Below are 14,622 nucleotides of genomic sequence, written 5' to 3'. Positions count from 1 at the left end.
CCTCCGCATCCCATTGTCACCGCCATTGTAGCACGTGTGTAGCCCAGCCCGTAAGGGCCATGAGGACTTGACGTCATCCCCACCTTCCTCTCGGCTTATCACCGGCAGTCCCCCTAGAGTGCCCAACTGAATGATGGCAACTAAGGGCGAGGGTTGCGCTCGTTGCGGGACTTAACCCAACATCTCACGACACGAGCTGACGACAGCCATGCAGCACCTGTGTTCTCGCCAGCCGAACTGAAGGAAGCCATTTCTGGCAACCAAACGAGACATGTCAAGAGCTGGTAAGGTTCTTCGCGTTGCTTCGAATTAAACCACATGCTCCACCGCTTGTGCGGGCCCCCGTCAATTCCTTTGAGTTTTAATCTTGCGACCGTACTCCCCAGGCGGGATGCTTAAAGCGTTAACTGCGCCACTAAACAGCAAGCTGTCTAACGGCTAGCATCCATCGTTTACGGCGTGGACTACCAGGGTATCTAATCCTGTTTGCTCCCCACGCTTTCGCACCTCAGCGTCAGTACCGGGCCAGTGAGCCGCCTTCGCCACTGGTGTTCTTGCGAATATCTACGAATTTCACCTCTACACTCGCAGTTCCACTCACCTCTCCCGGACTCAAGATCCCCAGTATCAAAGGCAGTTCCGAGGTTGAGCCTCGGGATTTCACCCCTGACTTAAGAATCCGCCTACGTGCGCTTTACGCCCAGTGATTCCGAACAACGCTAGCCCCCTTCGTATTACCGCGGCTGCTGGCACGAAGTTAGCCGGGGCTTATTCTCCCGGTACCGTCATTATCTTCCCGGGTAAAAGAGCTTTACAACCCTAAGGCCTTCATCACTCACGCGGCATGGCTGGATCAGGCTTTCGCCCATTGTCCAATATTCCCTACTGCTGCCTCCCGTAGGAGTTTGGGCCGTGTCTCAGTCCCAATGTGGCTGATCATCCTCTCAGACCAGCTACTGATCGTCGCCTTGGTGAGCCATTACCTCACCAACAAGCTAATCAGACGCGGGCCAATCCTTCGGCAATAAATCTTTCTCCAAGGCCGATTAAAACCTTGGACGTATCCGGTATTAGCACAAGTTTCCCTGAGTTATTCCGAACCGAAGGGTATGTTCCCACGCGTTACTCACCCGTCTGCCACTCCGTATTGCTACGGCGTTCGACTTGCATGTATTAGGCCTGCCGCCAGCGTTCGTTCTGAGCCAGGATCAAACTCTCAAGTTGAATATGAGAATTTGGTACCGGCTGGTCACTATCTCTTTGACGAGTCCCAAGCACATCTGCTTGCAAACCTTGCGGCCTACAAACACGATGAACTTGATAACGTGACCGCCAGAGTATCTCATTGACCTCTTAACGTCATACCGAAGTATAGCGTTAAGCGATCCGCAAGGACTCCGCCGTCCACGTTTCTCTTTCTTCCGATTCAATTGTCAAACAGCATAGTAATGGTCAAACAGAATAAACTGTTAACCCCACAACGGGCTTGCGCCCTGGCACCGAAACGCTCTCTCCCCGGTCTATTCAACCGGGTGGTTTTGAGGCCCGAGAAACTCGAGAAAGGCGATCCGCGCCGGCCGCACAAAGCAGCGTTGCAGTCGATGACCGGCTTATAGGTCGACGCCCCTCGTACTGTCAACCGGCGTTTTTCACAAATCTGAAAAAATGCTTCCGCCCGCTCTTCAGTCGCAGGTTTTTGCCCGCTTTCCCCAGACCTTCCTGTCCAAACGGCAAGGTCTTATTTGCAGTTTGGACAAGCCCCCCAAGAAGATTGCTCCTCAAGGCGGCTACCTGATGTAAGCACGAAATTGACGAGAGCAAGGGGCCTCCGCATCGGGGAACCAAAAAAACTGCCGCTCCCTGACGGGCCAGGCGGGCGCTGTCCGGCGGGCGACGCGGCAAATCTCTCGCCAAACCGACGCCTTTGATTGCCGCCAAGCTCAACACCGCGGGCTGTCGCGCCCCTTTGCAGCTTGATCATATCATTGCGCAGCATTAGTCTCGAAGACTGACCGGCGCTGCCCTATTTGACAGCTTGGCGCCGACGCTTCGTCAGATCGCCGGACGCCTGGCTGAACCACAAGAAAAGACCCGCGGGTCAACACGTCGTTCGACCCGCCAGTCCCCGAGGGAGGGAGAGATCTGGCATGTCCACGACGATCATCAATGTCATCATTCAAATCGTGGCGGGCGCGATTGGCGGCAATTTGTTCGCCAAAATCACCCAATTCACCATGGGCCGAATTGGCGACACTTTAGTCGGCGCCGTCGGCGGCGCCATCGGAGGCTTCGTTTTCCAGGGCTTGATTGGCGCCTCCGGGGGCGGTCTCGATATCGGTTCGGTCCTGCTGCAAGTGGCGATCGGCGCGATGAGCGGCGCGATCCTCACGGTGTTCGCCAGCCTTTTGCTGAACCCCATCGATTATTGAACCCTATTTACCAAGGCCGGCCTCGGCGACCGGCCTCTATTTTCCGGTCTTGGCGCGCAGCCACTCGCGGGCGATGATTTTCTGCATCGCCGGATCGCGGTTTCGGACCGCGAAGAGCTTCTGCATCGTGCCGGGATCGGGGTAGATGGATTTGTTCTCAGACAAATCCTTGTCGACCGAGGATTTGGAGGCGAGGACGCCGGTGGCGAAATGGGTGAAGTTACTGTTGCGGGCGGCGACCGCGGGCCGCAGCAGGAAGTCCATGAAGGCATAGGCCTCGTCGAGGTGCGGCGCGTTCTTGGGGATCGCAAGATTGTCCAGCCACATCGGCGCGCCTTCCCTGGGGATGCCATAGGAAATCTCGATCCCATTCTCCGATTCATGCGCCCGGTTCATGGCATTGATGCCATCGCCACTCCAACCCACCGCGAGGCAGATATCGCCATTGACCAGCGCATCGACATATTCGGTGGAGCTGAATTTTTTCACGTCGCGGCGAATCCCCGCCAACAGCTCGGCGGCGCGTCTGAGATCGTTCTGGCGGACGGAGCCCGGATCAAGCCGCAGATAGGTGAGCGCAATCGGGAAAAGGTCTTCGGCACTGTCGAGGACATAGATACCGCAGCTTGAGAATTTTTTTAAATTCTCCGGCTTGAAAAGATAGTCCCAGGAATCTCCCGGCGACGGTTCCGAGTCGGCAGCTTCCGAGCCCTGCCCCAGCAACTCGTTGGCCTTGGCGACATTATAGGCGATCCCGGTGGTGAACCAAAGATAGTTCACGGCGTATTGGTTTCCCGGATCGAAGGCAGCAAGGCCCGCCATCACCTCGGGCCAAAGTGTCTTGCTGTTTGGCAAACGGGATTTGTCGAGTTTCTGGTAAAGCCCCGCGGCGATCTGCCTTTGAAGCGTTGGCCCGGAAACAATCAGCACATCGTAGCCGATTTTGGCGTTCGCCAGATGCTTTTCAAAATCTTCATTGGAACTGTAAGTGTCAAAAAAGACCTTGATCCCGGTTTCCTTGGTAAAATCCTCGATGACCCGGGGGTCGATGTAGTCGCTCCAGCCGAAGACGTTGACGATCTTTTCGCGAGCGACCGCCTGGAAAACGAGACCAAAAACGCAAAGCCAGACCGCCAAAGCCACTACAAATATGGATCTCATTCGAACCTTGCCAAACAGTGCGCGGCAGTGGATTGATGTGGCGCGCTCAAAACCATAGCCGAACTTGTTTCGGCCGACAATTTGTTGGAATTTTGCCGAATCCCACAAGGAAAAAGGGCAAAACATGCATGTCACCATCACCGAAGCCGAATTAGCTATTGAGGCCGCGCGCAAGCACGCCGCCGAAATTGGGACTCAGATGTGCATCGCCATTGTCGACTCAGGCGCAAACCTCAAGGCTTTCTATCGCATGGATGACGCTTGGGTCGGCAGCATCGATATTGCGATCAAAAAAGCGAAGACGGCGGTTTTCTTCGGCATGCCGACGGGACTGATCGGCAAGCTTTCCCAGCCGGGCGGCTCGCTTTTCGGGATCGAACACTCCAATGAGGGGCTGATTACATTTCCGGGCGGCCTGCCGATCGTCGACAAGGAAGGCGTTTTGATGGGCGCCATCGGCGTCAGTGGAAGCTCCGTCGAGAATGATCACGCGGTCGCGCTCGCTGGAGTAGCACCGGTGGGCCTCAGTGACCTGCCCGAGCATCCCTGGCGTACCTGAGCCAATGCCGAGCCCCTTTTAGCGAGCGGAGGCGCCGACGTGCAGAACCTCGGCGTTTCAGCCAAAAGCCTCCTGGTCCTCGGAGGCGCGCGATCAGGCAAGAGCCGCTATGCGCAGGCGCTTGCAGAAGGCTCAAGCCGCCATCCCGTCTTGATCGCGACCGCCCAGGCTCTGGACGCCGAAATGGCGGAGCGCATCGCCCGCCATGCAGCCATGCGTAATCCCCGTTGGAGAGTTGTCGAGGAACCGATCGCTCTCACCGCCGCCCTGCAAAGGGAGGCCCGCGCGGATTGTATTCTCGTCGTCGACTGCGCGACGCTTTGGCTCAGCAATCTCTTGCTGCAAAACGACGACCTCGCGTCTGCAACACAGCATCTGGCGGACAGCGTCGCGAAGCTGGCGGGCCCGGTCATTTTCGTCTCGAATGAGGTCGGCCAGGGCATCGTGCCCGAAAACGCGCTTGCCCGGAGCTTTAGGGACGCCCAAGGCTTGCTCAACCAAGCGTTGGCGCAGGCGTGCGAAGTTGTGGTTGTCATAAATGCCGGCCTCGCGCTATGCCTCAAGCCTTCGCCCGGGCCGAAGATACGGATATGACGGCGGTCACCGCCGCGTTGCAAAAGCGAAAACGAGAGAATATTAATATCTTAATCCTACGTGAAATTTACTGTATTACAGGATAATCATGTGAAAAAGGCCCTCTCCCCCCACCTGCGCCGCCTTGAGTCCGAGGCGATTTTCATCCTGCGCGAGGTGGTCGCCGAGTTCGCCCGGCCGGTCATGCTCTATTCGATCGGCAAGGATTCGAGCGTGATGCTGCATCTTGCGCAGAAGGCCTTTTTCCCCTCGAAGCCGCCATTTCCGTTGCTGCACGTGGACACCAATTGGAAGTTCCGCGAAATGATCGCTTTCCGCGACCAAACGGTGCAGCGGCTCGGGATGGAGCTTCTCGTTCACGTCAATGAGGATGGTTTGAAGCGAGGCATTTCCCCGGTCGCCTCGGGTTCGTCCGTGCATACGCAGGTGATGAAGACCGAAGGCCTTCGCCAGGCTCTCGACCATTGGCGTTTCGATGCGGCCTTTGGCGGAGCCCGGCGCGACGAGGAAAAAAGCCGCGCCAAGGAACGGATTTTTTCGCACCGCTCGGCGGCGCATGCCTGGGATCCGCGCAACCAGAGGCCGGAACTCTGGAACCTATTCAATACCCGGATCAAGCCAGGGGAATCGATGCGGGTATTTCCTTTGTCCAATTGGACCGAACTCGATGTCTGGGACTATATCCTGGCCGAGGACATTCCGGTCGTGCCGCTCTATTTCGCCAAGGAGCGGCCAGTTGTTGAACGTGGCGGCTCGCTGATCATGGTTGACGACGACCGCCTCCCGATGTTGCCGAATGAAACGCCGCGCCTGGAGCGCGTCCGGTTTCGCACCCTTGGATGCTATCCCTTGACTGGAGCCATTCGTTCGGAGGCGGAAACCCTGCCGGAAATGATTGCGGAAATGCGCGCCTCGACCACTTCCGAGCGCGAGGGCCGCCTCATCGACCATGACGAATCGGGTTCGATGGAAAAGAAAAAGCGCGAGGGTTATTTTTAATGCTCGACGCGACTCCCGCAAACCCACCGTCTCTTTCGGGCGCGGCAGCGTTGCCCACCCTCAGGCTGCTCACCTGCGGCTCGGTCGATGACGGCAAATCCACATTGATCGGCCGCCTGCTGTTCGAGCAAAGCCTCATTCTCGACGATCAGCTCGCGGCCCTCGAACGCGACTCCCGCCGGCATGGGACCGACGGGGAGAACATTGATTTCGCACTGCTCGTGGACGGGCTCGAAGCCGAACGCGAGCAAGGGATCACGATCGACGTGGCTTATCGCTATGTCTCGACCCCGCGCCGTTCCTTCATCATCGCCGATACGCCCGGGCATGAACAATATACCCGCAATATGGCAACCGGCGCGTCGAACGCCGATTTGGCCGTGCTGCTGGTGGATGCGCGCAAGGGCCTTCTGACCCAGACCTACCGGCATGCCGCGATCGTCTCGCTGACGGGCATTCGACACGTCGTGCTGGCCGTCAACAAGATCGACCTGACCGGTTTCAATCAGGCCGGGTTCGACAAGATCGTCGCCGATTTCAAAGCCTTTGCCGCGTTGCTTGATTTCGAGACAATCACTGCAATTCCGATTTCGGCGCGTCACGGCGATAATATTTCTAAAAAAAGCGCCAATACACGCTGGTACCATGGCCCGGCGCTGCTCGATTATCTCGAAACGATCGACGTCTCTGAAGATGGCAGCGGGCGTCCGTTCCGCATGGCGGTTCAATGGGTCAATCGCCCCCATCTCGATTTTCGCGGATTTTCCGGCACGATCGCAAGCGGGGCCATCCGTCCCGGCGATGAAATCACCGTGGCGGGATCCGGCCGCACATCACGCGTTGAGCGGATCGTGACCGCCGACGGAGACCTTGCAAGCGCGGCGGCGGGAGATGCGATCACACTCACCCTGGCCGACCAACTCGACATCGCGCGCGGCGATATATTGTGTGATCCAAAAGACCGCCCCGAAGTGTCGGACCAGTTCGCCGCTCATCTCATTTGGATGAGCGATGACAAGCTGTTGCCCGGCCGCTCCTATCTCATGAAGGCCGGAACCCGAACGGTTCCCGTGACGGTAACAGAACTCAAACATCGGCTCGATCCCAACACGCTCGGCGAACTGGCAGCCAAGACCTTGAGCCTCAACGAGGTCGGCTTCTGCAATCTCGCAACGACAACGCCGTTCGCCTTCGACCCCTATAAAAGCAATCGCACGACCGGCGCCTTTATTCTGATCGACCGGGTGACGAATGCCACAGCGGCGGCGGGTCTGATCGCGTTCGGTTTGCGCCGGGCAACTAATGTCCACCGCCAAGGCTTGAACGTCACCAAGGTGGACCGATCTCGGATCAAGCATCAAAAGCCGGCCGTTCTCTGGTTCACCGGGCTCTCGGGCTCGGGCAAATCAACAATTGCCAATTTGGTGGAATCGCGGCTGTTTGCGCATGGGGTCCATACCGTTTTGCTCGACGGCGATAATATGCGCCATGGACTCAACAAGGACCTGGGATTTGCTGAAGTCGACCGTGTCGAAAATATCCGCCGGGTCGGCGAAGTCGCGAAACTGATGACCGACGCGGGCCTCATCGTGCTTTGCTCCTTCATTTCGCCGTTTCGGGCCGAACGCGCCATGGTGCGGGACCTCCTCGACAAGGAGGAGTTTATCGAAATTTTTGTCGATACGTCGCTGGAAGACTGCATCGCCCGCGATCCCAAGGGCCTCTACAAAAAGGCCATGGCGGGCGAGATCAAGAATTTTACCGGGATCGATCAACGCTATGAAGCGCCCGAAGCCCCTGAAATTATTGTTGCCCGCGGTGGCCAGACTGCGGAGCAGGCAGCCGGGCAGATCGTCGCCATGCTGGGTGCTCGCGGCCTGATCGACCGGGTCGACGACCTCGCCGACGACTGGTCGATTTGAGGTTTAACCCCGTCCGTCTGGCGTTGTGCGGGATCACGGCAAAGATTTCATAAACCTTAACGGAACTTTTTGTTTTACATAAAACTTTAGGGATGAGAAACCTTTGCCGGCTGGCTCCGTCAGCGTGGAGGGGCCTGTTATGCGTGGCATTTTAAGTACTTGCGTCATTTTTTGCGGCTGTTTCGCGGTCTCAAGGGCTGAGGCCTCCGTGTCGATCGGGATCGATCTTACCTCCCAGACCATGCATGTGAGATCGGCAAGCGGCAGTTATGATTGGCCGGTCTCCACGGCTCGCTCGGGTTATCGGACGCCGCGCGGGAGCTATCATCCCTATCAATTGCAGCGGATGCACTATTCTCGCAAATATCATATGTCGCCGATGCCTTATTCCATCTTTTTTGCTGGTGGCTATGCGATCCACGGCACCTATTCGACAGGATCGCTCGGCCGCCCGGCCTCGCACGGCTGCATCCGTCTCGCGCCGGGCAATGCGGCGGCGCTCTACCACATGGTTCAATCGGAAGGCGCGAGGATCACGATTTCTGGGTCCCCGCCTCGGTCCACTTATTACGCAGGAATTCATAGACGGAGAGCCGCAGCCACCTATGCCGCGGCGTATGGGCAAAGGTATAATCCGCTGTCCTACGTGCCGGGCCGGAATGGACCGGTTGCCGTCAGAGCCTGGCAGACCAACCCGGTCGCGCGGTCCGCGCCGCAGGGATTCTTTTGGCCCTGAGCCCCGGTGCAACGCAATATTGACAGGTGAATCTTAAATCTGACAATGCCCGCGGTGTCCTTCCGCGTTGCGTAAACTCGCGTCCAGCTCATCCCTACATAACCTAAGGTGGTCCAGATGTTTGATGCCTTGCATATGTCGAGGTCGTTCACCGCACTTGCTCTTTTCGCTGGCGTGACCTTCGCCGTGGTGCCCTCTTCCGCCCAAGCCGATGGGCAAGTTGGCACATTATCTTGCGATGTTTCGGCCGGCGTTGGGATGATCCTGACCCAAAAGCAAAGTCTGAGGTGTCGCTTTACCCCCGTCCGAGGCGGACCGGTCTCTTATTATGTCGGCCAGATCGCCGAATATGGGGTCGCCCTGGGAGTGGTCGAACAAGGCCATCTGATTTGGGGCGTCATTGCCGCGACCGACGGGGTAGCCCCCGGGGCGCTTGCGGGCACCTACGCGGGGGTCGGCGGCGAAGCCTCCGCCGGGGTCGGACTGGGCGCCAATGTTTTGGTCGGCGGCAGTGGACGCGCGTTCTCGCTGCAGCCGCTATCGGTGGAAGGCGAGGTCGGCATCAATATCGCGGGCGGTATCACCACCGTGACTCTCGCCCCTGCCCCGTAATCCGTCCGGCATTACGTTTCCAATGAAGAAAGATGGCGGGCTCGATGCCCGCCCCCGCACACGGCGCGCCAGCGCTTCCTCTTCAAGGGGAAGCCGCCCCAGGATAGCTGGTCGTAACACATAAAGGAACAGCCGCATCCCTTGACGCTCTCTGATCGTTACACTCGAGAATGAATATTATTCAGTGGCTTAAGCCATCCAACGCGTCGAGCGACGTGGCCCTAGCTTCAAGTTCAGCCAAGCGATTCTCTAACCGCTTCAAGTCACGCGCGTCGGCGCGCGTCGCGCAGGCGGCAACGACGCGCCGCCCGAGCAGCATGAGCCGGCCGCGAATCCCCTCGTCATCGGACGTGGTTGCCAGATCATTCAGCGCTCTCAACAAACGCAGACTAACGGCTATGTCGTTTACCGAATAGTGACGGATTTGCTCGAATGCCGTGTCGAGAAGGTGATCGAAGTCGGTCCAGGGAATGATCACGCGGACGACATGCGGCGGATCGCACAGAAGGGAGGCCGGTGGCGCGCGCCCAACCCAGCGGATCAAAATCCGTGTGAGTTGATCGACACAGTTGATCGCCGTGCTTGGATCGTTGACGGCCGGCGATATAGCCTTCAAGGCGATATCAACGATCTGCAACACCCCAAATTCGACGTCTTGTTGCATCGTGCGCATCGATCCGATAACGAACGCCGACCGCAATTGAACGCTGCGTTCCGCCGTGAGGCGGTCTTTTCGCGAAACGGTAAATAGCGGCGCCCCCTGCGGCACGAAATGTCCGATCGGGCGCAGCAGACGAATGCGTAATCCGTAGGCTTTCCCCAATTTCAACAGCCGCGCGCTATCGACGAAGCAGATGTAACCCGACCGTTCATTTGGGATGGGGAACTCGTTGTCGTCCAGCGCGAACGCCATGTCTTCCTGCCGAAGACCCACGCCGCGCTCGTAAGGCATGATTTCGTCGATCACATCCTCTGTCTCGCGCGCAATCCGATCAACGATGTGGCTGACGCTGACCGCCTGGGAAATATGATGGATGAAGAAAATCAGCCCGATGACGGAAGCGAGCGCGAGGATCAGCGCGCCGGTAACGCTGGCTACCGGTGCGAAAGGCTGCGGCAAACTGCGCGCTGCGGGCAACGCGGCCATGCAATAAAGGAACGTTCCAAGAAAAACCCCGAGTGTCCACTGGGTTACTCTGTCTCGGACAAAGCTCACGAGGATGCGCGGCGAGAACTGCATCGAGGCGAGCGTCAAAGTCATCAGGAGAATCGCGAAGACGATGGACACGACGGTCATGATCGAGCCCGCGATCGCCGCCAGCATGATCTGCGCGATCTGGGGATCGGCGCGCGAGGGAAACAGCGCGTGAGGGACCCAGGCGCTGACCACCGGATAGCTCTCTTCGAGCGATGACAGTGTCATTCCCGCCAGCCCGAGAGTGAGCGAGATGAGCAGCGGTCGGACCAGAAACCCACCGCGTAGCGCATACATCGCGGAGCGAAGCATAAGGGGAAAGCGCGTTTTCAAGACTCTATTGTTTCTTCGTTTAGGCGGAGAGCCAGGCTATTGTTTAACAGACCGGTAGGGTGAGGCGCGCCAGGTCAGAGCCGAGGCACCCGTCAAGGCTACCGCGCAGTTACAACGCTTTCCCAGACCCTGAGCAAATGCGCGACCTCTCGGCCGATAATGCCAATTATTATCCTAGGGCTTGATGGAGACCAAATGATGCGACGCCACATCGAGAACTCGTGCTGGCCAGAGCATGACGCCAAACATCGAAATTCGTGTCGCGGGTCAGTTGGCCGGCCAAAGACAACCAGCTACGCAGATCCTCGCGAACGCTATCCTACTCAGGCGCTGGTGATTATTTGAGTATCACTTGATGTTTTTGCGATGAGCCTACGGGCATGCGGGAGGGCGATACCATTTCCCAGCCCCGTGGAACTCAGCTTCTCACGAGCCTGTAAGGCTGTTAAGATTGTTTGTGCGTCGAGGTTCAACAGCGTAGCGGAACGCGACGCGAAGTCTTGCAGCAATTGCTGTTTGTTGGCAGCGCGTGTGAAAAACACCCGCTCCAGTGCGAGGAGTGGGGCGAGATCCAAAGCTGTACCCTTCCTAGAACTTTTGGCTGATCGCGGCTTTTCCTGCGAATGTGGTCCTGACCACCTTAGAAAATTCATGGGTCCGCCTCGCGGAGGCGATAGCCGACGCCGGTTTCGGTCAGAATATGGGTCGGCCTTTCCGGATCCGCCTCGATTTTCTGGCGCAAGGCACGAATATAGACACGCAAATATTGCACATCGGCGTCGCCGCCCCAAATCTCCTCAAGCATTAAACGGTGGGTCAAAACCTTTCCGGCATGCGCCACCATAAGCCGCAATACATCAAATTCGCGCGGCGAAAGTTTGACTTCGCTGCCGCGCACGGTGACGATCCGGCGCACCAGATCGACCCGAAGGTCACCCGCATGGAACAAGGGCTTTTCGCCTTCCTGCTGCAGCTTATGACGTTGCGCCGCGCGGATGCGTGCTAGCAGTTCATCAATTCCGAAGGGCTTGGTCACATAATCATCGGCACCGAGATCGAACGCCTTGACTTTGGCGCTTTCGTTGTCACGGCTCGACAGGATGATAATCGGCAGCGTTCCGCCGCCCTCCCTGATTTGTCTCACAACATCGAGCCCATCCATGTCGGGCAAGCCGAGGTCGAGAACAATAAGATCAACGGCGCCTTTGCGAACAATCTCCATCGCGGTCCTCGCGTTGGCCGCGGTCGAGACGATATAACCCTGGCTTTGCAGGGTCGCGCGCAGAAAGCGAAGAATGGCGGGCTCATCGTCGACAATAAGAATGCGTAACGGTCCTGCGCGAGGCGTCATGGCAGGGCCTCTGGCGGCGGGCGGGATTCGGCCGCGACGGGCAGCATGATCGAGAAGACCGCGCCGCGCCTGTCGGTCCGGTTCGCAGCGTTGATCGTGCCTCCCATAGCCTCCACAAAACCGCGGCAGATCGCAAGACCAAGGCCCGTACCGGCGCGCTGACTGTCAGAACGGCGAACCCGGTAAAATTTGTCAAAAATCCGTTCGACATCCACCTCGGGAATGCCATCGCCTTCGTCGAGCACCTGGATCACGACAGCTGCATTCTCAAGCCGCGCCGCGATCGTAATGCGCGAGTGTGGAGGCGCATATTTCGCGGCGTTGTCTAAGAGATTGAACAAAACCTGTTCCATCAGCACCATATCGATATTGACCATCGGCAATTCATGATCGAGATCGATGTCCACCTGATGGTTTTGCAAAATGTTGGAGGCCCTCTGCACCGTCGCGCCTATGACGTCGGAGACATCCGCCGGTTCGGATTGCGGCCGAAGCGGTCCGGACTCGAGCTTTGTCATGTCGAGCAGGTTGCCGATGAAGCGGTTGAGTCGCTCGGCTTCCTCCAAAATGGTGCGCATCAGGCTCTCCTGGACCGTTGCATCGAACTCGCGTCCGTGACTGACGAGGCTTGTCGCAGAGCCGAGAATTGAGGCGAGCGGCGTGCGCAGATCATGCGAAATCGAGGTGAGCAGGGCCGAGCGCAGGCGATCGGTTTCCGCCGCCAGGCGGGCCCGATCGTTTTCGGCCGCGAGGTTCACCCGATCGATCGCGAGAGCCGCCTGATCCGATAAGGCGTCGAAAAGGCGCGTTTCTTCAGGGGTCAATAGGAGGCCGGGCTTGTCACGATCGATCCCGACCACGCCAACCGCGCCGCGCCCGGTCCGCAGCGGCATGAAGCGCCATTTTGCGCCCGGCAAAGTATCGGCGCCGCGCCCGGTTGGCTGGCTTTTTTCAAAACACCAGCGGGCGGCGGCAAGATCGGCGTCATCGAGCATATCTTCGGGCGGAAACCCGGCCTTGACACTCAAACCACCATTTTCGGGCAGGAGAAGAACAACGCGGACTTTTAACATCAAGGCGAGCTGATGCGCGGTGGCCCAGAGCAAATCGTCGAGAGTCGCGGTGCCCGCGAGCTTGCGGCTGAAAAGATAAAGTTCTTCGGTAATCCGTGCTCTCTCGCGCGCAGCGATCGCCTGGGCCCGGACCCGCGCCGCAAGGTTGCTCGCGATGATCGCCACCACCGTGAAAAAGAACAGGGCAACGACGTTTTCAGGATCGGTAATGGTGAACGTATAGAGCGGCGGCAGAAAAAAGAAATTATAGCAAAGAACGCTCGCAAGGCAGGCAAACAGCGAGGCCCGCAGGCCAAAGGAAACGGCGCTTGCAAGAACCGCGATCAGGAAGGTTTGCGCGATGTTGGAAACGCCAAGAGCTTGGCGCAGCGTATAGGCGATGAGGGTCGCGGCCACGACATAGGCAAGACTCACGGCATAGGCCTTGAACTCGGAGCGCTTTGGCTTTGTCGCCTTGCTTTCGGGACCTACGGAATTTTTGTTCGCCGGATCTTTTGGGCGCGCGATGACATGAATGCTCGCATCGCCCGCCGTGCGGATCAGTTTTTGCGCGGTCGATTCGCCGAAGAAATCCCGCCAGTGCGCGCGCTCCGATTTGGCCGCGATGATGTGGGCAAAATGATTGGCTTGCGCATATTCGGCGACGGTCAGGGCGACATCCTGCCCGGGAATCGAAATTGCCGAGGCTCCCAGTCTTTGCGCGAGGCGTAGACTCTGCGCGATCTTGTCGCGTTCGGCTTCGCTCGCGTGGACGTCGGCCGGCGTTTCGACGTGAATCGCCGTCCATTCCGCGCGCAGGCGGTCGGCTATGCGCTTGGCATGACGCACGACGGCATTGGCGCCCTGCGCGGAGTCGACGAGCACAAGCACCCGCTCGCCCGCGGACCACGGCCCCTCAATTCGACGGGTGCGCAAATAATCGACCATTTGCGCGTCAACCCGTTGCGCCGTGCGGCGAAGCGCAAGCTCCCGCAGCGCCGTGAGATTGCCGGGGGAGAAATAATTTTGGACGGCCCGCTCGGCCTGATCGGGGACGTAAACCTTGCCATCGTTGAGCCGGGCGATCAGATCCTCGGGGGTGAGGTCGATCAGCTCTATGTCGTCGGCGCGATCGATGATCGAATCCGGAACGGTTTCACGGACCCGGATGTGGGTGATCCCGGCGACGATATCGTTGAGGCTCTCGACATGCTGAATGTTGAGCGTCGTATAGACGTCGATCCCGGCGGCGAGCAGTTCCTCGACATCCATATAGCGCTTCGGATGCCGGCTTCCCGGCGCATTCGTATGCGCAAGTTCATCGACCAAAACAAGGCTTGGGCGCCGGGCCAGAATGGCGTCGAGATCCATTTCGGCCAGTGTCTTGCCCTTATAGGCGATGCTCTGGCGCGGGATAATTTCAAGCCCCTGCAGAAGCGCCTCGGTCTCCTTGCGGCCGTGGGTCTCGGCCACGCCGACGATGACATCAATGCCTTCGGCCCGTTTCTTCTGGGCCGTCGTCAGCATTTCGTAGGTTTTGCCGACGCCCGGCGCGGCGCCGAAAAAAATCTTGAGGCGCCCCTGCTCGGCTAGTTGGGCTTCACGCAGCAGAGCGTCGGGAGAAGGGCGCCGGTCGGTCTTATCGCGTTTCTCCATGCCCCGCCGTACTCATGTTATGG

12 protein-coding genes and 1 rRNA gene (1 of these 13 running past the window's edge) are annotated in these 14,622 nt (G+C 58.4%); 7 read left to right on the top strand and 6 right to left on the bottom strand.

The genetic code is table 11. The annotated features are described in order from the left end of the window. Positions 1-1,224: ribosomal RNA gene (locus tag CU048_12340) — 16S ribosomal RNA — on the bottom strand; it reaches 282 nt to the left of the window's first position. A gap of 923 nt (positions 1,225-2,147) precedes the next feature. Between CU048_12340 and CU048_12335 the strand changes: the two genes are divergently transcribed. Then, positions 2,148-2,429, top strand: coding sequence for a hypothetical protein (locus CU048_12335; GenBank protein ID QBR71928.1), 282 nt, complete (start codon positions 2,148-2,150; stop codon positions 2,427-2,429). A 36-nt stretch (positions 2,430-2,465) separates the two neighbouring features. On the opposite strand, the gene CU048_12330 is transcribed toward CU048_12335, so the two are convergent. Then, complete coding sequence (locus CU048_12330) at positions 2,466-3,590, bottom strand: spermidine/putrescine ABC transporter substrate-binding protein PotF (protein ID QBR72900.1); 1,125 nt, start codon at positions 3,588-3,590, stop codon at positions 2,466-2,468. 124 nt (positions 3,591-3,714) lie between these two features. Here CU048_12330 and CU048_12325 point away from each other — a divergent pair, with 124 nt between their 5' ends. From CU048_12325 to CU048_12300, 6 genes are all read left to right on the top strand, one after another. Further along, positions 3,715-4,149 carry a glycolate utilization protein gene (locus CU048_12325; protein QBR71927.1) on the top strand — a complete coding sequence of 145 codons (435 nt, stop codon included), beginning with the start codon at positions 3,715-3,717 and terminating at the stop codon, positions 4,147-4,149. Positions 4,150-4,188: 39 nt separating this feature from the next. Further along, on the top strand, positions 4,189-4,743 hold the full coding sequence (locus CU048_12320) for a bifunctional adenosylcobinamide kinase/adenosylcobinamide-phosphate guanylyltransferase (GenBank protein QBR71926.1): 555 nt from the start codon (positions 4,189-4,191) through the stop codon (positions 4,741-4,743). Positions 4,744-4,833: 90 nt separating this feature from the next. Continuing rightward, positions 4,834-5,742, top strand: coding sequence for a sulfate adenylyltransferase subunit CysD (locus CU048_12315; GenBank protein QBR71925.1), 909 nt, complete (start codon positions 4,834-4,836; stop codon positions 5,740-5,742). Beyond that, complete coding sequence (locus CU048_12310; protein ID QBR71924.1) at positions 5,742-7,664, top strand: adenylyl-sulfate kinase; 1,923 nt, start codon at positions 5,742-5,744, stop codon at positions 7,662-7,664. Before CU048_12315 ends, CU048_12310 begins: the two co-directional genes overlap by 1 nt. Before the next feature lie 139 nt (positions 7,665-7,803). Continuing rightward, the gene (locus CU048_12305) at positions 7,804-8,400 is read left to right on the top strand and encodes a L,D-transpeptidase (protein QBR71923.1); all 597 of its coding nucleotides are present in this window, start codon (positions 7,804-7,806) and stop codon (positions 8,398-8,400) included. A 135-nt stretch (positions 8,401-8,535) separates the two neighbouring features. After that, positions 8,536-9,012 carry a DUF992 domain-containing protein gene (locus CU048_12300; protein QBR72899.1) on the top strand — a complete coding sequence of 159 codons (477 nt, stop codon included), beginning with the start codon at positions 8,536-8,538 and terminating at the stop codon, positions 9,010-9,012. A 181-nt stretch (positions 9,013-9,193) separates the two neighbouring features. Here CU048_12300 and CU048_12295 read toward each other — a convergent pair whose 3' ends face one another. From CU048_12295 to CU048_12280, 4 genes are all read right to left on the bottom strand, one after another. Next, positions 9,194-10,540: a DUF2254 domain-containing protein gene (locus tag CU048_12295; protein QBR71922.1), complete on the bottom strand. Its 1,347-nt coding sequence runs from the start codon at positions 10,538-10,540 to the stop codon at positions 9,194-9,196. Positions 10,541-10,863: 323 nt separating this feature from the next. Beyond that, complete coding sequence (locus CU048_12290; GenBank protein QBR71921.1) at positions 10,864-11,193, bottom strand: hypothetical protein; 330 nt, start codon at positions 11,191-11,193, stop codon at positions 10,864-10,866. Further along, positions 11,190-11,891 (bottom strand): DNA-binding response regulator, encoded by a 702-nt coding sequence (locus tag CU048_12285; protein QBR71920.1) that lies wholly within the window; start codon positions 11,889-11,891, stop codon positions 11,190-11,192. The genes CU048_12290 and CU048_12285 overlap by 4 nt, the downstream gene beginning before the upstream one ends. Next, positions 11,888-14,599, bottom strand: a complete 2,712-nt coding sequence (locus CU048_12280; protein QBR71919.1) for a two-component sensor histidine kinase — start codon at positions 14,597-14,599, stop codon at positions 11,888-11,890. The genes CU048_12285 and CU048_12280 overlap by 4 nt, the downstream gene beginning before the upstream one ends. Positions 14,600-14,622 lie beyond the last annotated feature (23 nt).

This window comes from Beijerinckiaceae bacterium (genome assembly GCA_004564215.1).
Classification (GTDB): domain Bacteria; phylum Pseudomonadota; class Alphaproteobacteria; order Rhizobiales; family Beijerinckiaceae; genus Methylocapsa.
The sequence above is the reverse complement of the archived record's forward strand: the minus strand, read 5'-3'. Positions and strand labels throughout refer to the sequence as shown.